20 protein-coding genes and 1 pseudogene are annotated in these 19,190 nt (G+C 62.3%); 9 read left to right on the top strand and 12 right to left on the bottom strand.

From position 1 onward, the window contains the following. Positions 1–234 precede the first annotated feature (234 nt). The 4 genes from ACP151_RS12320 to ACP151_RS12305 are packed head-to-tail and all read left to right on the top strand — an operon-like array spanning position 235 to position 4,954. Positions 235–894, top strand: coding sequence for an ABC transporter ATP-binding protein (locus ACP151_RS12320; RefSeq protein WP_424979196.1), 660 nt, complete (start codon positions 235–237; stop codon positions 892–894). Continuing rightward, positions 872–2,578, top strand: coding sequence for a capsule biosynthesis protein (locus tag ACP151_RS12315; protein WP_424979195.1), 1,707 nt, complete (start codon positions 872–874; stop codon positions 2,576–2,578). Before ACP151_RS12320 ends, ACP151_RS12315 begins: the two co-directional genes overlap by 23 nt. A 28-nt stretch (positions 2,579–2,606) precedes the next feature. Further along, positions 2,607–3,440 carry a 3-deoxy-8-phosphooctulonate synthase gene (gene kdsA / locus ACP151_RS12310; RefSeq protein WP_424979194.1) on the top strand — a complete coding sequence of 278 codons (834 nt, stop codon included), beginning with the start codon at positions 2,607–2,609 and terminating at the stop codon, positions 3,438–3,440. A 17-nt stretch (positions 3,441–3,457) separates the two neighbouring features. Continuing rightward, positions 3,458–4,954 carry a phosphomannomutase/phosphoglucomutase gene (locus ACP151_RS12305; protein ID WP_424979193.1) on the top strand — a complete coding sequence of 499 codons (1,497 nt, stop codon included), beginning with the start codon at positions 3,458–3,460 and terminating at the stop codon, positions 4,952–4,954. A gap of 215 nt (positions 4,955–5,169) precedes the next feature. On the opposite strand, the gene ACP151_RS12300 is transcribed toward ACP151_RS12305, so the two are convergent. From ACP151_RS12300 to ACP151_RS12290, 3 genes and pseudogenes are all read right to left on the bottom strand, one after another. Continuing rightward, positions 5,170–7,095, bottom strand: a complete 1,926-nt coding sequence (locus ACP151_RS12300; RefSeq protein WP_424979192.1) for an AsmA family protein — start codon at positions 7,093–7,095, stop codon at positions 5,170–5,172. A gap of 576 nt (positions 7,096–7,671) precedes the next feature. Then, on the bottom strand, positions 7,672–9,090 hold the full coding sequence (gene rimO, locus ACP151_RS12295) for a 30S ribosomal protein S12 methylthiotransferase RimO (protein WP_424979191.1): 1,419 nt from the start codon (positions 9,088–9,090) through the stop codon (positions 7,672–7,674). A 353-nt stretch (positions 9,091–9,443) separates the two neighbouring features. Next, positions 9,444–9,691 (bottom strand): annotated as a pseudogene (locus tag ACP151_RS12290) (IS5/IS1182 family transposase); the annotation flags it as partial. A gap of 252 nt (positions 9,692–9,943) precedes the next feature. Here ACP151_RS12290 and ACP151_RS12285 point away from each other — a divergent pair. After that, entirely contained in the window at positions 9,944–10,186 is a 243-nt protein-coding gene (locus ACP151_RS12285; protein ID WP_424979190.1) for a CDGSH iron-sulfur domain-containing protein, read from the top strand. 57 nt (positions 10,187–10,243) lie between these two features. Here the strand turns inward: ACP151_RS12285 and ACP151_RS12280 are convergent, their stop codons facing one another. The 4 genes from ACP151_RS12280 to ACP151_RS12265 all read right to left on the bottom strand — a co-directional run bounded on the left by ACP151_RS12280 (position 10,244) and on the right by ACP151_RS12265 (position 11,980). Then, positions 10,244–10,504, bottom strand: coding sequence for a DUF6455 family protein (locus ACP151_RS12280; RefSeq protein ID WP_424979189.1), 261 nt, complete (start codon positions 10,502–10,504; stop codon positions 10,244–10,246). Positions 10,505–10,518: 14 nt separating this feature from the next. Then, complete coding sequence (locus ACP151_RS12275; RefSeq protein ID WP_424979188.1) at positions 10,519–10,782, bottom strand: DUF6455 family protein; 264 nt, start codon at positions 10,780–10,782, stop codon at positions 10,519–10,521. A gap of 98 nt (positions 10,783–10,880) precedes the next feature. Next, entirely contained in the window at positions 10,881–11,264 is a 384-nt protein-coding gene (locus tag ACP151_RS12270; RefSeq protein ID WP_424979187.1) for a YigZ family protein, read from the bottom strand. A 2-nt stretch (positions 11,265–11,266) separates the two neighbouring features. Further along, on the bottom strand, positions 11,267–11,980 hold the full coding sequence (locus ACP151_RS12265; protein ID WP_424979186.1) for a M48 family metalloprotease: 714 nt from the start codon (positions 11,978–11,980) through the stop codon (positions 11,267–11,269). Between the two features lie 149 nt (positions 11,981–12,129). Here ACP151_RS12265 and ACP151_RS12260 point away from each other — a divergent pair, with 149 nt between their 5' ends. Beyond that, the gene (locus ACP151_RS12260; protein ID WP_424979185.1) at positions 12,130–12,369 is read left to right on the top strand and encodes a hypothetical protein; all 240 of its coding nucleotides are present in this window, start codon (positions 12,130–12,132) and stop codon (positions 12,367–12,369) included. A 29-nt stretch (positions 12,370–12,398) separates the two neighbouring features. Here the strand turns inward: ACP151_RS12260 and ACP151_RS12255 are convergent, their stop codons facing one another. Beyond that, the gene (locus ACP151_RS12255) at positions 12,399–12,680 is read right to left on the bottom strand and encodes a DUF167 domain-containing protein (protein WP_424979184.1); all 282 of its coding nucleotides are present in this window, start codon (positions 12,678–12,680) and stop codon (positions 12,399–12,401) included. Between the two features lie 198 nt (positions 12,681–12,878). On the opposite strand from ACP151_RS12255, the gene ACP151_RS12250 reads away from it, so the two are divergent. Continuing rightward, positions 12,879–13,457: a nitroreductase family protein gene (locus tag ACP151_RS12250; protein ID WP_424979183.1), complete on the top strand. Its 579-nt coding sequence runs from the start codon at positions 12,879–12,881 to the stop codon at positions 13,455–13,457. Next, on the top strand, positions 13,454–14,143 hold the full coding sequence (locus ACP151_RS12245) for an EI24 domain-containing protein (RefSeq protein ID WP_424979182.1): 690 nt from the start codon (positions 13,454–13,456) through the stop codon (positions 14,141–14,143). Before ACP151_RS12250 ends, ACP151_RS12245 begins: the two co-directional genes overlap by 4 nt. Before the next feature lie 116 nt (positions 14,144–14,259). Here the strand turns inward: ACP151_RS12245 and ACP151_RS12240 are convergent, their stop codons facing one another. Both ACP151_RS12240 and mce read right to left on the bottom strand, forming a co-directional pair. Continuing rightward, positions 14,260–14,535, bottom strand: coding sequence for a DUF1467 family protein (locus tag ACP151_RS12240; RefSeq protein ID WP_424979181.1), 276 nt, complete (start codon positions 14,533–14,535; stop codon positions 14,260–14,262). Between the two features lie 57 nt (positions 14,536–14,592). Then, positions 14,593–14,997, bottom strand: a complete 405-nt coding sequence (gene mce, locus ACP151_RS12235; RefSeq protein WP_019296058.1) for a methylmalonyl-CoA epimerase — start codon at positions 14,995–14,997, stop codon at positions 14,593–14,595. 178 nt (positions 14,998–15,175) lie between these two features. Here mce and ACP151_RS12230 point away from each other — a divergent pair, with 178 nt between their 5' ends. Next, on the top strand, positions 15,176–15,895 hold the full coding sequence (locus tag ACP151_RS12230) for a response regulator (RefSeq protein WP_424979180.1): 720 nt from the start codon (positions 15,176–15,178) through the stop codon (positions 15,893–15,895). Between the two features lie 459 nt (positions 15,896–16,354). Here the strand turns inward: ACP151_RS12230 and ACP151_RS12225 are convergent, their stop codons facing one another. Both ACP151_RS12225 and ACP151_RS12220 read right to left on the bottom strand, forming a co-directional pair. After that, complete coding sequence (locus tag ACP151_RS12225; protein WP_424979179.1) at positions 16,355–17,578, bottom strand: DUF1501 domain-containing protein; 1,224 nt, start codon at positions 17,576–17,578, stop codon at positions 16,355–16,357. A 31-nt stretch (positions 17,579–17,609) separates the two neighbouring features. Beyond that, positions 17,610–18,995 carry a DUF1800 domain-containing protein gene (locus tag ACP151_RS12220; RefSeq protein ID WP_424979178.1) on the bottom strand — a complete coding sequence of 462 codons (1,386 nt, stop codon included), beginning with the start codon at positions 18,993–18,995 and terminating at the stop codon, positions 17,610–17,612. Positions 18,996–19,190: the final 195 nt, after the last annotated feature.

Below are 19,190 nucleotides of genomic sequence, written 5' to 3'. Positions count from 1 at the left end.
CTTTACCGTCCGTACGCCTTAAAATTAACGTCCCTGCGCCCAGATGCAGAGGAAATTGGTTAACACATGGTTGCTGATTTATGTCACAATTCGACATAATAAGGCCAAATTGGCCGCGTAGGCCATTAACACTCCTTTGATAGGAAAGAGCCATAGGCGCGCTGTACGCGTCTGAGCAACGAGGCACATGAGAGAGCCCGCCACAGGGCCACACAGGCAGCACCGGAACCAGCGATGCTTGAGTTTGAAAACGTCAGCAAGTCCTTCTGGACAGGAACCCAGCGCAAGGTGATCCTTGACCGCGTGTCGTTCCGCATCGAACCCGGCAATTCGCTGGGCATACTGGCTCCGAACGGCACCGGCAAAACCACACTGATCAACATGATGGCCGGGCTGGAGAAACCCGATGAGGGCGAGATCCGCCGCCACTGCAAGGTCTCCTTTCCGCTGGGGTTCATGGGCGGCGTCATCAGCCGCCTGTCAGCGATGGAGAATGCTCGGTATATCGCCAAACTGTACGGCCTTGACCCGGACTATGTAGAAGCCTATTGCCGCTGGCTGTGCGGGCTCAAAGAATACTTCGACCAGCCGGTCGGCACTTTTTCTTCGGGCATGCGGGCGCGGTTCAGCTTTGCATTGATGCTGGCGCTGGATTTCGACATCTACCTGATCGACGAAGGCATGCCCAGCACCACCGACACAGAATTCAACCGCAAGGCCGGCGAAGTCCTGCAGGAACGCTTGCAGACCACCACGATTGTCATCGTCTCGCATCAAGCCCAGACGTTGGAAAAATTTGCCCGTTCAGCTGCCGTCCTCCTACAGGGGCAGCTGCACATGTTTGACACTTTAGAAGAAGCGAAACAGCTCTATGACTATGAAACCGAGAGCTAAGAAGTTCCGCATCCGCCGCACCGAGTCTGCCGACGGCAGCACGCCCCAGCCGCAGGCACCGGAGCGAACCACGGCCACCACTGCCGCGCAGGCTGCAGCTGCTGCTGCCGCAAAGCCTGCAACTGCCGCTGCCGGGCAGGCTGCAACCGCCGCTGCCGCGCGGCCTGTCCCCGGGCCCGCGCCCGCTAGCTCCCCGGCTGCGCCGCTCTCTGGCATGGTCAGTTCCGCCCAAGAAGCCAAGATGGAAACCGATATTGACGCGATCCGCCACGAAGGCCTGACCGGCCGCCAGCTGCGCCTGGCCCGGCGGATCGCGCAAAAGCATAACCTGCCCGCCACTTCGGATTTCGAGGCGGTGCGGATGCTGCGCGAACGCGGCATCGATCCGTTCAAACATGCCAATAAACTGGAACTGGTCGTGCCACAGAACACGGCGCAACCTGCAGGAAGCCCGGCTGCTCCAGGCTCCGTCCAGTTGCCGCAAACTGTGCCCGCGGGCAAAACCACGCTGCCCTCAGCAGAGGTGACACCGGCAGAGCGGCGCGCGCGGGAAATTCAGGACATTCAGCGCGACATCGCTCGCCGCCGCCGCCGGAAACTATCGCTTCTGGTGGCCAGGCTGGCCTTCTTTGTGATGCTGCCGACCCTGGTTGCGGGCTATTACTTTTATTCGGTGGCAACGCCGATGTATTCCTCCAAATCCGAATTCCTGGTGCTGAAGGCTGACAGCGCCGCAGGCGGTGTCGGCGGGCTTCTGTCCGGCACCCAGTTCGCCACCAGCCAGGACTCGATCGCCGTTCAAAGCTATCTGATGTCCAAGGAAGCCATGATGCGCCTGGACCGGGAAGCGGGTTTCAAGACCCATTTCACACAGGACTGGCTGGACCCGATCCAGCGGCTCGAAAACGGCGCCACCAACGAGGAGGCTTATGCCACCTACAAACGCAATGTGACGATCGGCTATGATCCGACGGAAGGCGTGGTGCGGATGGAGGTATCTGCCGCCGATCCCGAAGTGGCCGCGGAATTTGCGCGCAAGCTGATCTCCTACGCGCAGCAGAAAGTGAACAACCTCTCCCAGCAGAAACGGGCCGATCAGATGTCCGAGGCAGAGCAGGCCCTGACCGATGCCGAGGCAAAGCGGCGCTCTGCACAGGAACAGCTGGTGGTGCTGCAGCAACAGGGCTCCGTGCTGGACCCCGAGGGCGTGGTTGCCGCTCTGCGCTCGCAGATCAGTACCTTTGAAATCCAATTGGAAAACAAACGGCTGGAGCTGGCTGCTCTGCAGGACAACAGCCGCCCCAACCGGGCCAAAGTGTCCGGTGCCGAGGCGGATATCAAGCGACTGGAAGCGGTCATTGCCAGCCTGAACAACCGTATGGTTGACGCCTCTGCAGGTGAAAACTCGCTGGCCAGCCTGCGCATCCAGATCCAGATGGCCCAGGCCGATCTGGCGACCCGGGACCTGATGCTGCAATCAGCCCTGCAGCAGGTGGAAACGACCCGTCTGGAGGCCAACCGCCAGGTCCGTTACCTGACCACCGCCGTAGAGCCGGTGCCAAGCGACGAGCCCTCCTATCCGCGCAAGTTCGAGAATACCATTTTGGCATTCCTGATCTTTTCCGGTATCTACCTGATGTGTTCGCTCACCGCGTCCATCCTGCGAGAGCAGGTGTCATCGTAAATCCATCGGAAGCCACGATCGGAAACCCATGAAAAACGTATCTGTCGCCGATTTGAATATCGGCAATGACCGCCCCTTGACCCTGATTGCAGGGCCCTGCCAGCTGGAAAGCGCCGATCACGCCCAGATGATTGCCGGCGTGCTGAAGGAAGCCTGCGACAAGGCCGGAGCGCAATACGTCTTCAAAGGGTCCTTCGACAAGGCCAACCGCACCTCGCTGAACGCCAAGCCCGCCCTGGGCCTGGACAAGGGTCTTGAGGTTCTGCAATCCGTGAAGGACAGCATTGGCGTGCCGGTGCTGACCGACATTCACGAACCGGCGCATTGCGTGCCCGTGGCCGAGGTCTGCGACATCATGCAGATTCCGGCCTTCCTGTGCCGCCAGACTTCGCTGCTGTTGGCAGCAGGCCGCACCGGCGCTGCGATCAACGTGAAGAAAGGCCAATTCCTGGCCCCTTGGGACATGCCCAATGTGGTTGCCAAAATCGAAAGCACCGGCAATGAACGTATCCTGCTGACCGAGCGCGGCGCCTCCTTCGGCTATAACCGGCTGGTGGTCGACATGCAGTCGCTGCCGGAAATGGCGCGCACCGGCTACCCTGTGGTGATGGACGCGACCCATGCGGTGGCGCAGCCCGGCGGCTTGGGCGGCTCCTCCGGCGGGCAGCGCGAATTTGCCCCGGTGCTGGCGCGGGCCGCCGTTGCCACCGGCATCGGCGCGGTGTTCACCGAAACCCATCAGGATCCGGACAACGCACCTTGTGACGGGCCGAACATGATCTATCTGGATCAGATGCCGCACTTGATTGACACGTTGATGCGCTTTGACGCCTTGGCCAAAGCCAATCCGATCAGCATTTAAAGAAGAGAATTCGAGACATGAGCAAACCGCTGCCAGAGGTGACACCGAACACCTGGAGCTTCCTGCGCGACGCGATGATCAAACCCACGGGTTTTCGCGAATATGACGCACGCTGGAAATACCCCGAAGAAATCAATCTCCCCGGCATGACTGCCTTGGGCCTGGGTCTTGGCACCCAGATGCGCAAGCGCGGCATCGACCCGGTGATCGCGGTCGGCAACGACTACCGCGACTATTCGCTCAGCATTAAAAACGCCCTGATCCTGGGCCTGATGCAGGCGGGCATTCAAGTCAAGGATATCGGCCCGGCGCTGTCGCCGATGGCCTATTTTGCCCAGTTCCATCTGGATGTGCCCGCGGTTGCCATGGTCACCGCCAGCCACAATCCGAACGGCTGGACCGGCGTCAAGATGGGCTTTGACCGCCCGCTGACCCATGGCCCCGACGAGATGGGCGAATTGCGCGATATCGTGTTGAACGGCGAAGGCCAGCCCGCTGCCGGCGGCTCTTATGAGTTCGTGGACGGCGTCAAAGAAGCCTACCTCGACGATCTGGTCGGCGATTTCAAAATGACCCGCCCGCTGAAGGTGGTCTGTGCCACCGGCAACGGCACTGCCTCGGCTTTTGCGCCGGAGCTGTTCAAGCGCCTTGGTGTCGAGCTGGTCGAGAGCCACAACGAGCTGGACTACACCTTTCCGCATTACAATCCGAACCCGGAAGCGATGGAAATGCTGCATGACATGTCAGCATCAGTAAAAGCCTCCGGCGCCGATCTGGCGCTTGGCTTTGACGGCGACGGCGACCGTTGCGGCGTGGTCGACGACGAGGGTGAGGAGATCTTTGCCGATAAGGTGGGCGTCATCATGGCCCGCGATCTGTCGAAACTCTATCCGAATTCCACCTTCGTCGCAGATGTGAAATCCACCGGCCTGTTTGCCTCCGACCCTGAGCTGCAGAAGAACGGCGTCACTGCGGATTACTGGAAAACCGGCCACAGCCATATGAAGCGGCGGGTCAAGGAAATTGGTGCTCTGGCGGGATTTGAGAAGTCCGGCCACTACTTCCTGGCCGAACCGGTGGGCCGCGGCTACGACTGCGGCATGCGGGTCGCGGTTGAAGTCTGCAAGATGCTGGACCGCAACCCGGACCAGTCGATGTCAGACCTCAGGAAGGCGCTGCCCAAGACCTGGTCGACCCCGACCATGTCGCCCTATTGCGCCGACACCGAAAAATACGAGGTTCTGGAGCGTCTGGTGCAGAAGCTGGTGGCCAAGCATGACGCGGGCGCGCAATTTGCAGGCCGCGCCATCAAGGAGGTTGTCACCGTAAACGGCGCCCGTGTTATTCTGGACAATGGCTCCTGGGGGCTGGTGCGCGCCTCCTCGAACACGCCGAACCTGGTGGTGGTCTGCGAAAGCTCTGACAGCGAAGCAGAGATGCGGGCGATCTTTGCGGATATCGACGCGGTGATCCGCACCGAACCGCAGGTGGGCGAGTACGACCAGACTATCTGATCCCCGCACAGATGAGGTATTTCGCCTGCTATCGCAGGCGACCGGCGCCCGCCTTTGGCGGGCGTTTTCATTGCTGAGAAGCGATGTAAGGGCAAGTCTGCCCTGACATGCGCCAATTCCAGTTTATGACGCCTGCTGCCGCGTCAAGGACACGCCGGGCTGCGCCCGGGGGCCTCGCGGCCCTCCTTGACTCGTCCTCAGGCTGGACGATGGGATCAGTCGCCGCCCAGCAACCTCAACAGCTGGTCGCGGGCCTCCTGTTCGATGCGCTGTTTCAGCACATCGTTGATGTCCTGCTCCGGTGCAATTTCGGTTTCCAGATCCAGCTCCTCTGCCAGCTTCTGACGCACCCGGTCCTTGGCTTCCTGCTCAATCTCGTCGATCTTCGGCTGCAGAGCCTGGCCCAGGTCCGGACGGATATCGGGATTGTCCCAGCTGCCGCGAATGCGGACCGGGATGGTCAGCACCTGATCGGTGCCTGCCCGCACCAGCTGCGGCGAAAACAGGTAGTCCACATCCCGCGCACCAAGGCCAATCCGGCCTTTTCCTTCCGCTCGGAACCCTTTGAGCAGCACCAGCAGGTCCTCATTGCGCAGGTTGCCGCCTTCGATCGTGTAACTGGCTGTCATCTGGTCAAACACAGTGCTGCCACCATTGCCGCCCGAGCGCATCAGCTGCTCCAGATCGAAACCGGTAAAAAACCCTTTGCCAGCCTCCAGCCAGCCCTTGCCGCTGAGCGACTGCATGATGGCCGCTACCGATGTGCCGGAGCCGAGGAAATCCAGCGCGCCCAGCGCCTCGCCGTTCAGCCGGTCATAGCCTGCGGTTTCCCCCAAAGCGCGCTCCAGCCGGATGCCGTTGAAGGTCAGGCTGCCGCCCACCGACAGCCCATTGCGGTTGTTGGCAACCACCTGCCCCTGCACCTGGCCGCCGAACATCGCCGCGGGCAGGAATTTCAAAACCGCCCGGCTGCGCTCCACCGTCAGGTTCAGCTGGCTGGCACCAAGGGTCACGCCACCAGTGCTGAGACTGTCAAAGCTCAGATCCACCACAGCATTCGCCAGGCCCAGTGCGGAGGCATCGATCACCTCTTCAGGCCAGCCGCTGTCTGCGGAACTGCTGCTGCTGCCCGGATCGCCTGGCCCTGCGGTGAAACTAGAGAAGTACAGCGCCCCGCCCTGCAGCTGTGCGGTGATTTCGGGGCGATCCCCGAATTCCACATCCGCGGCACCGGTCAACTGGTTGGTACCCAGTTCCACCGCCAGATCCCGCATCGACAGGCGGCCATCAGCGGTATAGGTCACATCCCCGGCAAACACCGCCTTCTGAGCCAAGGCATCAGGCAGGAACAGGCCCAACGCCGCACCGGTCTGGACGGCGTTCTCCGCCCCAAAGGTCAGCCGTCCGCCTGCTTCACCGTTGATATCGGCATGGCCGTCAAACCGGCCCTTGCCACCTGGCGCCCGCACCGTCGCCCCAACCGACGACACCTCCCCTGCCAGGAAGGCCGCAAATGTGCCAATCTCGGCGTTCACCTCCACCGGCTCGCCCGCTGGGCGCAGCACCGCCTTGGCGTTCACCGTGCCCGCCGGGTCCGGCCACAGCAGGCTGAGATCGATGTTCTTCATCTCCACCGGCGCTTCGCCATGCGCCGCATAGCGCAGCGAGGCGCTGGTCAGCTCAACCGCTTCGATCCGGAGCGGCAATGCACCGCTGCTGTCGGCCGCCGTCTCAGAGCCACTCTGCGCCGCGCCGCTGCCGCCCATGACCCAATTGCCAATACCTTCTGCATTGGTGGCCAGGTTCAGATGCGGCAGGATCGCGGACACCTCGGTGACGCGCACATCGCCCCGCATCAGGTCGGCGGCAGAGACGCCGATGGTCAGCCGTTCGGCCTGCAGCATCGGTTCCGGCCCGGCCCACTCCGCATTGGACAGCGTGACCGCATCCGCCTTGACGCCCAATGTGGGCCAGAAGCTGAAGCGCACCTTGCCGCCAAACGCCAGCTTGCGCCCGGTCTGCGTCTCCAGCTGATCAGCAGCCAGCCGCGCGATCTTCTCGCCCGGTAATAGCAGCACCAGCCCCGCCAGCAGCACCACCGCCAGCACCAGCGCCGTCACAATCCGGATTATCAGCTTCATTTGCCCACTCCTCTTGCCGTCCCTCCCATTCACTCGGAGGTTTCTGCCAGATTACCCGCTGCAGAAACCTGCGCAATCCAAGAAGCTGCGATATTCCGGCGCCGCGCGTCCTGTCAGCACAGAGTTTACTGCAGCCGGGAGGGGCGGCGCAGGCCAATAAAGAACAACAGCGGCAGGTTGGCGGTGGTCTGGAAACCTGAAAAGGATTTAAGCACCGAAGGAAGAGCTGCAAGGATATCCTCCAGCCCCCCCGAAACCGAGCAGCAAAAACAGGTTGGAAAAGTTGAGCGGCATCGCCGCCCCTATCGGACGCGCAATCACGCCATCCGGCACCGACATACAGCAACCGGAGAGATCACCCCAAAGGGCGGCAAAACCGCTTGGAAGGCATCATGGAGAGACGCCATCATTTATAACAAGGAGAGCCTGCGCGTCTTTTTCCAGTGTTTCCCGACAACTCTCAAGAGGGGCGGACGAGGCATTGTTACAGAAAGGCCTCTTGAGGCGCGCAATACATAGTGATCTCTTTGTTCGGATGACTTGGCCTGGACGCAGGCAAGGCACCACAGGCTATCTTTAGGTGGCTCTCACACCCCACAAGTCGTATTCTCCGGCCTCATCCACCTTGACTGTCACCAGATCACCCGCCTGCAACCCGTCCGTTCCCTCATCAATGAACAGGTTGCCGTCGATCTCCGGCGCGTCAGCCTTGGTGCGGCAGGTGGCGATGCCGTCCTCGTCGATGTCGTCCACGATCACCTGCAGGGTCTGGCCGACCTTGGCCGCCAGCTTGGCCTCGGAAATCGCCTGGGCCTTCTCCATGAACCGCTCCCAGCGCTCCTGCTTCAGCTCTTCCGGCACATGGTCCGGCAGGTCGTTCGACCGCGCGCCGTCGACGTTTTCGTATTTGAAGCAGCCGACCCGGTCCAGCTGGGCCTCGTCCATCCAGTCGAGCAGATGTTGGAACTCTGCCTCTGTTTCGCCGGGGAAGCCGACGATGAAGGTAGAGCGCAGGGTGATATCCGGGCAGATGTCGCGCCAGGCGTTGATTTCATCCAGCGTCTTGGCCGCCGCCGCCGGGCGGGCCATGCGGCGCAGCACATCCGGGTGGGCGTGCTGGAAGGGGATGTCCAGATAGGGCAGCAGCGCATTGTCAGGATCCGCCATCAGCGGCACCAGGTCGCGCACAAAGGGATAGGGATAGACATAATGCAGTCGCACCCACAGCTCATCCGCCGGCGCCAGCTTGCCCAGTTCACGGCTGAGATCCTGAATGTGGCTGCGCACTTCGCCGTCTTTCCAGGGATGCGTGGAGTATTTGCGGTCCAGCCCGTAGGCGGAGGTGTCCTGGCTGATCACCAGCAGCTCGCGCACACCTGCATCCACCAGCCTCGAAGCCTCGCGCAGCACTGCATGCACCGGGCGCGACGCCAGAAGCCCGCGCATATCCGGGATGATGCAGAACTTGCACTTGTGGTTGCAGCCCTCTGAAATCTTTAGGTAGCTGAAATGCCGCGGAGTGAGCTTCACGCCCGCCGCGGGCAGCAGGTCCACATAAGGGTTGGGGCTGGGCGGCACTGCGGAATGCACCGCGTCCAGCACCTGTTCATACTGATGCGGGCCGGTCACCGCGTGGATGCGCGGGTGATGCTCGCGGATGTAGTCCGGCTCGGCGCCAAGGCAGCCGGTGACAATGACCTTACCGTTTTCCTTCAGCGCTTCGCCGATCGCCTCCAGGCTTTCGGCCTTGGCACTGTCCAGAAAACCGCAGGTGTTGACGATCACCGCATCGGCGCCCGCGTAATCAGGAGAGATCCCGTACCCTTCGGCGCGCAACCGGGTCAGGATCCGTTCGCTGTCCACCAGCGCCTTGGGACAGCCGAGCGAGACCATGCCAAGGGTCGGCTGGCCGTCACGGGGTGTGTCGCGGAACTGCGGTTCCGGAGCAAGGTCAGGACGAAGGCTGGGCGGGTTGCTGGACGGGGAACTGGTCATCCGCGCGCATATATCAGGAATGCAGCAGGAGGCAAGGAAAACAGGGGGTGCCAGCCGTGCACCGCTTGCACCCCTATACACCGGGAAGGCGCAAATTCCCTTTGCCCGGCAGCAGGCCGGGCCGCGCCCGACCTGCGCATCAAACCGAAAGCTATTTCTGGCAAAACAAGAAGGCGGCGCCCTCCGTTAAGTGTGGCAGGTGGTGTCCAAAAAGCCCGCAGCCTGCGGCAAAGCCATTTTGTGATCAGTGCAATCAATGCGTAAAGAGGCCCAAACGTCGGCAACCCCGCCCCCCACAGCAGTATTGCCGCAGAAAGGTGTCTTGAGGCGTAATTTACTCTTTCCCTTCAGGTTCAGGCCACGCGGACGATCTCGGCAGTGCTGTGGGCATTGAAGCGGTTGAAAAATGTGCCGCGAATGTGGATTTCAGTGGCGTGGCAATCCGGGGTTCTCGCGACAATGCGCGCGTCGAAGGTCTGGAGTCAACGTATCCTGACTTCTGCGCGGCGGCGGGGGTGGTATCCTGTTATTCGTTTCAGAACGCCCGGCCAGAGTGATCTGTGGCGCGCAGGGTTTCGTTGCGGGCCCGAGCTGTTGGACAACGCCGGGAAGAGCCGTGCAGGCTCCCCTTGTTTTAGATATTCTGGTCTGTCCATGATGCCCTCCAAGCCCCTCTTACAAGTTCAGTAAAGCCCTAGGGGCCACAATCCTGGAGTGATTCAGCACAACTTACGAGATAATGCAAAGACTGTGGTAGAACTGATCATTGTGGCGGAAATCTAAAAACGAACATTTCGCGCCCAGTCTGCTACGCTCTCTCCAAACCGCAATCAGCCAGTGAGAGCCCCCAGCCATGACAGACACACCAGAAATCGCCCAGAAAGCCCCTTTTCCCGTCGAAGTGACGGAAGGCAAGACCTATTTCTGGTGCGCCTGCGGCAAGTCGCAAAAGCAGCCGTTCTGCGACGGGTCGCACAAGGGAACGGAGTTTGCACCAGTGAAATACACCGCAGCAAAAGACGGCAAGCTGTTCTTTTGCGGCTGCAAGCATTCGTCCAAGCAGCCACTATGTGACGGCAGCCATTCCAACCTTTAGACCGCCAAGCTCTTGGCGGCCATGCTTTAACCAGCCAGGTTTTATCCAGCCAATGGTTCAGACGCATCGGCCTTTCAGCTGCATCAGCTGGTCGGCGTTGCGGCAGCCCGGCATCGGGGCCTGTGCCTGTTCATTGGACGCCAGAAAGGCCTCACATCGGTTCGGCGCGGCACAGGCACGGCAGCGGGTGATCATCGCCGCCCAGTCCTCGTGGCTGATTTCACCCAATGCAAATTCTGCAGACAGATCAACACCAACGGCCCGGCTCATCCCGGCCATCAGGCGCAGATGAAACAGAGGATCACCCAATGGCTTCATAGTATCCGCTCCTGTCACGCCTGCCGTTCGTTCAGATAGCCAAGCAAGTCACGGTTGCGGCAGAAATCCGGCGCGTCTGCTCCTGGGCGCGGCCCTTCTGCCATCCATTTTTGACACGCGCCGACACCGCCGCAGCGGGTGCAGCGCAGCACGGCCTCGGCGATTTCGTCGAAACGCAGGGTTCCAGCCACTGCCTCTTCCTCCAGATCCAGCCCAACGGTGCTGGCCATCCGGTCAAACAGTTCCGCGTGGGTTTTCAGTTTGGCTTCGGCGGTCATCGTGCAATTCCCCGTAATCATGCATTACAGGGGCAGCTTAGTCGCAGACCGAAAGACCGGATTTGACACAGGTCAATCAGCGACACATTTCACGCGGTTTAGCCGGTCTGCCGCTCCAGATAGGTGCGCACCGCGTCCTGAACCCGGCGAAACCGGTCGCCGCCCAGCTTCTTGCCGCCGTACCAGCGGGTCACGATGATGATGTGGTCCTTGAGCCCCTCGCGTTCCATCATGCGCAGGATCACCATGCCGGCGCCGGACTCGCCGTCGTCGGCCTTCAGCCCGCCAGAGGGCAGCATCGCGGCCCAGGTGTTATGGGTGGCCTTGGCATAAGCGCGTTCAGTCTTCAGCGCCGCTAGAACCGCATCAACGTCCTCGCGCGAGGCAACCTGTGCACCGCTCACAGCGTATTTCGAACCGCGGTCGGTCAGTACCACGCCGAGCTTTTCCAGCACGGGAACAGAGGGGTCTTCGGCTGCCATGGTCAGTTCAAATTGTGGCGCGCAATAGTTGCCTGCACCACCTGCACCCGGTCCGGGTTGGCCGGGTGGGTGCCCAGGAACCGGTCGCCTGGGTCCGGCAGCCGGTTGAAGAAGCGCACGCCGATGCTGGGCCGATAGCCAGCCTTATGTGTGATAATGGTGCCCAGTTCATCCGCTTCCAACTCGAAGTCCTTGGAATAGCTGCGGGAGCCGACAAAGCCGCCAACATCCTGGGCGGTGGAAACAGTGGCGGCGCTGCCGCCAACCAGCGCGGTGATCAGCCCGGCCCCGACGCTGACCAGCGCCGAGTTCTGCGCCTGCCGCGCCAGATGGCCACGGATGTGGTGGGCGGCTTCATGCGACATCACAAAGGCCAGCTCGTCATGATTGGCAATCTGCCCCAGCATCCGCCGGGTGAAGGTGATCACCGGGCGGCCGTCGCGTTGCAGGCTTTGATAGGCATTGGGGGCTGCGTTCGGGTCCGGATCGATGCGGATCAGAAAATCGCAGTTCAAACCCTGGGTGCGGCTGCGGCATTCGCGCTCCGCCACTGGCTCCACCCGGCGACTGACGGCGGCAAAGGCGCCCTGCACCTCCCCCGGCGCCAGCCCTTTGACCGGCTGCCGCTGTGCGGTCGGAACGGGTTGCGGCGCGGGCTCCGCCACCATGTTGCAAGCGCTGGTAGCAAGGGCAATGAGACACATAAAACGGCGCATGACACATCCTTTTGCATATCGCCTGCACTCTACCGTGCACACGCGGGGAATGGCAATTGCCCGGCAGCGGATCCTTGCCGCGGGGCCCTGATGAACACCAATGTTTGCAAGCTCTTGCCAGCAGCCGCGTCCCGGTGCAGGCTGGAGGTATGTTTACCATCGAACATGAATTTGACTCGACGGTCATCACCCTGGTGGACGAGGACAGCACCCCGCTCAACGAGGATGTGATCATCAATTCCTTTGCTGAATGCGTGACGGTCGAGCAATACGACTCACGCACCGACAGCATGCATAAAATCACCCTCTCGCACATTCAGGTGCGGGACTTGGCCGCCGCGCTGGACCTGCCTGAAGGCGTCTACAGGCTGGTGGCTGACGACAAATAGTCAACGGTCTGCCAATCTGCAGGTCGCTGTCAGGCCGGACCGGTGTAGACAAACAGCTTGCTGCGGGAGGTTGAACCGTGGCGCAGCTCCAGATTCGAAGCTGCGGCACCCATGGCCTGCGCCAGCAGCTGGCGGACGGCACCGTTTGCCTTGCCGTTTTCTGGTGCCGCCGTGACGAATATCTTCAGATAGCCGCTCGCCTGCACAATCGCATTGCGGCCCGCCTTGGGCGCAACCCGGACTGCAATCTCCATGCCTGGCATACGCAAATGGCTCAGATCCGGCAGGTCTCTCTTCTTTGGCTTTCCCATATCGCCGCATATGAACTGGGCGCAGCAAAATTTCCATAGACAATGGCGCCGATCCGCCGCTCTCTCACCGGCTGAAAACCCCAGCTCGCCGCCCTGCTGCAATCACGGCACACTTGTAGCCCGCAGGGCCTTTTACCTCTTGAAATAACATCCCAAGCTGCCGAGATAGGCAGCAAAAGATGTAAAAAGGTTTCACATATGCCTGCACGCAATGACGCAGCCCTTGAATTCCTGCTGTCGCGCCGCTCGCGCCCGGCCAAAACACTGGTGGCGCCCGCGCCTGCGCGGGATCAGCTGCTGCCGATCCTGACCGCCGCCGCCCGCACGCCCGATCATGGCAAGCTGGAGCCCTGGCGTTTCATCGTGGTTGAAAAGGCCGCAATGGGACGGCTGGCCGGTCTGACCGAGGAAACCGGTCGACGCCTGGGCAAAAGCCCCGAAGATATCGCCAAAGGCCGCAGCCAGTTTGACCAGAGCCAACTGGCCGTGGTGGTGGTCGAAGTGCAGAAAAAGAGCCCCAAGATTCCGGCTGTTGAACAGACGTATTCGGCCGGCGCCGTCTGCCTGGCACTGCTGAATGCGGCGCTGGCGGCGGGCTGGGGCGCCAATTGGCTCAGCGGCTGGGCCAGCCATGACCGCGATTTCTGCAAAGCGGCTTTCGGCCTGGCTGAGAACGAGCGTATCGCCGGTATCATCCACATCGCCACCGAAAGCTCCGCCCCGCCGGAACGTCCGCGCCCGGACCTGGACGCCATCACCACCTGGATGACCGCATGATCTTCTCTGCCTTCTTCAAGACACTCGGCCAAACCGGCGATCCGCGTTTCCGCAAGGTGCTGTTTCTGGGGCTGGGCCTCAGCGTCGCGCTGCTGTTTGCCGCCTATGCGGCCTTCCTGATGCTGATCCAGTGGCTGGCCGGGCCGGAAGTGACACTGCCCGTTCTGGGCAAGGTCACCTGGATCGATGACCTGCTGTCGTTCGGTTCGCTGTTCTTCATGCTGTTCCTGTCCATCTTCCTGATGGTGCCGGTGGCCTCGGCGATCACCTCAATGTTCCTGGATGAGGTCGCCCAGGCGGTGGAGGACAAACACTATCCCGCTCTGCCTCCGGCTGCCAAAGTGCCGTTCTGGGACGCAGTCCGGGACACGGTGAACTTCCTGGGCCTGTTGATTGCGGCCAACGTTCTGGCGCTGCTTCTCTATGCGCTGTTTCCGCCTGCGGCCCCGTTCATCTTCTGGGGGCTGAACGGCTTCCTCCTGGGCCGGGAGTATTTCACCCTGGCCGCCGCACGCCGCGTCGGCACAGCCGAGGCCAAGAAGCTGCGCCGCCGCCATTCCGCAACCATCTGGGCTGCGGGCACGTTGATGGCGATGCCGCTGTCTGTGCCGCTGCTAAACCTGGCGATTCCGATCCTCGGCGCGGCCACGTTCACCCATATCTATCACGCGCTATCGCGCAGATAGGAGCGCAACCGCGCCGCGCGCCAGCGCGGCGCCACGCCCAACGGAGAGGGCTGCATGTCAATGCAGTCAAAACCGGCGGGAGAGCCTAACTGCCCGGAAAACCGGAAATGACAGGCTTACTGCTGCTCGGGGAGCATTCCCATCCAGTCAAAATCCCGGACCGAAATCACACCAGACAGAATGATGCCGCAGATGACGGCCCACAGCAGTGCGGCCACCCCGGTGGTGATCCAGGCCTTCTGCTTCAAAAAATGCTGTTCCGGTGCGCCTGCATGGGTTCCGGGCACCACCTCTCCCTTGTCGCCCTGCGTCTCGAGCCGGATCGGAATGACCACCAGAAAGGTCATGAACCAGATCACCGCATAAAGAACGATCGCAGATGTAACGCCCATGGCTCAGGCCTCCAGTGGTTTCCCCTACCCCGCAGCCGGGACAGGGTGCTCTTACTCTCAAACTTCCTCGAGTTCCACCAGGCAGCCGTTGAAATCCTTGGGATGCAGGAACAGCACCGGCTTGCCATGGGCGCCGATCTTCGGCTCGCCGCTGCCCAGAACCCGGGCGCCTTCGGCCTGAAGGTGGTCGCGCGCAGCCAGGATGTCCTCGACCTCATAGCAGACATGGTGGATGCCGCCGGCCGGGTTCTTTTCCAGAAAGCCGTTGATTGGCGAGTTTTCCCCCAGCGGGTACAAAAGCTCGATCTTGGTATTGGGCAATTCGATAAACACCACAGTGACGCCGTGATCCGGCTCATCCTGGGGGTCACCAACCTTGGCGCCCAACGCATTGCGGTACTGCGCCGAAGCCGCCTCCAAATCCGGAACAGCTATGGCAACATGGTTCAGTCGGCCGATCATCTCTGTTGTGCTCCTCTCACAAACATTCCTCCGCCGCGGTTATGGGGTCTTTGCTGCGCCGCGGCAAGTGCGCCAATCCGCACGGGCCGCAGCAGCCGGGCAGTGGCGCACGCGCCGTTAACGACTAATTAGCCTCGAATCCCTAGCGTCGGAACATATCCCGCAAGGAGCATATGTTATGGACGATTCGGAACTGTTTGCAGCGGCCCAGCGCCTGCCCACCACCCGCCGCCCGCTTTTGGGGCTGACCATTCTGGTCGTGGAAGACAGCCGCTTTGCCTGCGAAGCACTGCGCCTCCTGTGCCTGCGAAGCGGGGCCCGGATCCGACGCGCTGATTGCCTGAAATCCGCCCGGCGGCATCTTCAGGTCTACCGCCCGTCGGTGCTGATCGCTGATGTGGGCTTGCCGGACGGCTCTGGCCTCGACCTGATTCGCGAACTGGCGGACGCCAGCCCGCGCCCCAGCGTGATCCTGGCCACCTCCGGAGACCTCAATATGGCGGATGCTGCAGTCGAAGCAGGGGCCGCAGGCTTCCTGGAAAAGCCAATCACTTCGCTGGCAGCCTTCCAGCAGGCGGTGCTGACAAACATGCCCGCCGACCGCCAACCCGCCGGGCCGCGCGCGCTTAACGATGAAACCGTAGAACCCGACCTGCTGGCCTATAGGGACGACATGGCCCATGCGGCCGAGGTGATGAACATGGATCAGGAAGAAAAGACCCTGGCCTATCTGGCGCAGTTCCTGGGCGGCGTTGCCCGCAGCGCAGGCGACCGGCCGCTGGCCGATGCCGCCGACCGCCTGGCCCGCTCAAGGCAGAAAGGCCAACCGTTGACCCAGGATGCCGCCACTCTGGCCGGCCTGGTACAGGAGCGGCTGCAGCGCCGCGCGGCTATCTGACATGGCCGAAGTGTATCTCATTGCCCTCGCCACATTAATCATTGTGCTCTATGGTCAGGTCCGGCTGGAAGCCCGGACCATACGCCGCAACCGGACCAGCTCTGCTGCGGGCCGCTCCCTGTTTCTGCAACGACGCCAACAGTAGCCTGCTCGCTGCGGCCCTCAGGGCGGCCCGCTCTCGCGGCCACAACCGGTCGGCCTCTGCCAGCAACAGACCACCGGCCAGCAGGGCCCGCCCTGCCGCTGTCTTGCGCTTGGCGACCCTCCGCATTGCTGCGCTGGAAAGAAATCCCACATGCCCCGATCCCTCCCGCGCCCGCAGCTGCCCGGCTGGCGCCGTGCCGCTTGGCGACCTTGGGCCCGGCACCGCCCGCAGGGCGGTGCCGGGCCCAACGGAGAGGATCGTTCCCTGAACGGGCCGAACCGGCGGGAGCCGCTGCCGGTGCCAGCCATGTCCTGCTACAACAACAACCCCAAGTCGCTTCCCATCTCCAGGCCGGGGAATACATTGGCCTCCAAACCACCCTTGCCGGCTCCAGTCAGCCCATGCAGCAACCAGGCCAATGACCTGCGCACATCCGCAGTTGGCATCAGATCGCGGCGGTCATAGAGATCCGCCTCTGCCAGCCCTGGCCAACGCCCCAGCACCCGGCCGCCGCGGATGGCACCGCCTGCCAGCAACATCGCACCGCCCGTTCCGTGATCAGTACCGCCGGTGCCGTTCTCCCGCACGGTACGCCCGAACTCGGTCACCGCAGCCACCGCTGTCTTGCTCCAGACGTCCGGCCCAAGGCCGTTCTGCAATGTCAGGATCGTCTCCGACAGCCGCCCCAGCGCATTTTTCAGCCCATAGGCCTGCCGAGAATGCGTGTCCCATCCGTTGATCGAGAAGGCAGCAATCCGCGTGTCGCCGCGCAGCTGCTGTGCAGCATAGGCAGCAACCTCGTTATGCACTTTGCCCTTTGGCGCGGTCATCATGGACATCATCATGTCTTCGTTTCCAGCTTCGCCACCGTCCTGCGCCGCCTCCAGATCCATGTCCTGCCGGGTCAGCTCCAGCGCCTCGTTCAGGGCAGCGTGGAACAGAGGGTCATCCTCCATCAACAGCGCCGCCAGCCGTTCCGCCTGCGGGCTCATCATCAGCCCGGCACCCGGAGCCCATTGCGACACTGGCGCGTCTCCCTCCGTCAGCAGCATCCGCTCCTGGCCGATGGCAAAGGCCGTACGCGCCTCTGCTCCCGGCATCTGCTGCAGCAGTCGGTTCAGCCAGCCGCCCTCCGCCTGCCTCAGCCCGGCAGTGCCCGCCTCCAGCAAATCCTGGCCATCGAAATGGCTGCGCCGGCCGCGGTAAGGAGTAGACACCGCCTGCACAAACGCCAGTTCCCCTCCGCGCCACAGCGGCAGCAGCGGCGCAAGTCCCGGGTGCAGCGCATAAAATCCGTCCAGATCCGCCGCCCCTGCCGCCGGGCCGCCTCTCAGGCTTTGCCGCAGCCCGGCATAGTCAGGATCGCCATAGGGCTGCACCGCATCCAACGCGTCCATGCCGCCGCGCAGGATGATCACCACCAGTCTGGTGTCCCATGGGGCCGCAGCAAAAGTGACCGGTGTCAGCAGCGGACTGGCCGCCAGCGAACACCCCAGAGCAGAAGAATGGGTCAGAAGGGAACGGCGGGTCAGCTGCATCTGCAAGATCTCCTGTGCAAGGCTTAGCGGCTCAACGGCGCTGAAAGGCCGGAGAGGACAGCACCAGGCCGACCCCTTCAGTATGCGTTTCCGCCGCGCTGGCAGCGAAATGGACCCGGCCGTTGGCATAGCCGCCCAAGGCAGCCCCGGCAAAGGCACGCGGATCCGGCAGCTGCGCCAGAAGCCGCTGCGGTGCCGCCATGGTCCAGCGCAGCCGTGCGGCCAGCGCTTGCGGCGTGACCCAGGCGCTGTCTTCCTCGGACCATCCGTCAGGTCCGACGGAAAACTCCCAAACCTGCCCCATTGGTGTGAGCGGCGCCAGCAGCAGCCGGTTGATCTGCCCAGGCTTCATGGCCTCCAGATGTGCGGTCGGTACCGCCAGCGCCCGGCACGCAGATGCCACGAAATCAAACGGCGGTTTCACGTTGTTCAGGTCAGGCGCCCAGGCTGCCGGATGCTCCAGCAGCGCGGCATAAACCGCCGACAGCTCTCCCCCCGTTTCCAAATAGCGGGACGCCAGATGATCAACCAGCGCCGCCTCCGGCGTGTCAGAGATGAAATGCACCGCCAGTTTCCAGGCAATATGGCGTGCGGTGGCGGGGTGCCGGGCGAGGTCGCGCAGAGCCGCCAGAACCTGCTGCAGCTTCGGCTCGCCGCCGCCATAGATTTCCCCCAGAACGGTTTCGGAACCGGGTTCGGACATGCCAGGCCTGAACACGAACCCTGCCTCTTTCGACAGGCTCAGCCCTGTGAACAATTCCGCCAGCTGCTGCACGTCCTGCTGGCGATAAGGGCCATCCACCCCCAGCGTATGCAGCTCCAGCACTTCGCGAGCGAGGTTTTCGTTCAAGCCTTTCAGACGCTTGCGCCGCGCCGACGCCCGGCTGCCCGGACCGGAGGAGCGGTTCTGGTCCAGGTATTGCAACATCAGCGGGCTGGTCACGGCCGCAATCAGCATGTCTTCAAAACGGCCCGCCACATGCTGCCTAATCGCGGTCTCGGCATAAGACGCCGCCAGGAACCGCCACGCCCCAGACTTGCCCTGCGCTGTAAAATGGTCGGCCCAGAACAATGCCAGCCTTTCACGGAAGGCATCCTTAGAATGGGTTATCCGAAGCAGACGCTGGCTGTGCCAGCCGATGCGGAGACGGTTCAGGGACCGGCGGTAGCGTTTGTAGGCTTTTTGCGCGTCCTCGGCCCCGGCTGTGTTCTGCTGCTGATTGCGCGCCCGGCGCAACCGGCGGTATTCCTGAACACTGGCTGCAGCCTCATCAAAACCGCTGACAGGAAACCGCTGCGCCATTGTGTCCGGGCCGTGCAGGCGCTCCAGCATCTGCTCTGCTGAGGTCGGCGGCGGCAGCAAGGGTGACAGCCCTGCACCAAAGCGGATTTCAGCCAAATCGCCGTTGAACTGCATGGTTTCGCGCTCTCCCCGGAATGTCTTGCCATGGGCAGGTTAGAGCATCACCGCCCGCGCCCACAGGTGAAATTACTCTGATACGCAGGTTTTCGCGCGTTCCGCCGCTTGCGCCGCAACTGGTTCAAAAACTTTCCCGGCGCAGGACGCCTCCTGCCAAACAGATCCGGATTGCTCGCAAAAGCCCGGCTCACC

It is taken from the genome of Leisingera sp. S232 (assembly GCF_049800895.1).
Taxonomy (GTDB): domain Bacteria; phylum Pseudomonadota; class Alphaproteobacteria; order Rhodobacterales; family Rhodobacteraceae; genus Leisingera.
Note: the sequence above shows the minus strand (reverse complement) of the source record. Positions and strands in the feature narration are given on the sequence as shown.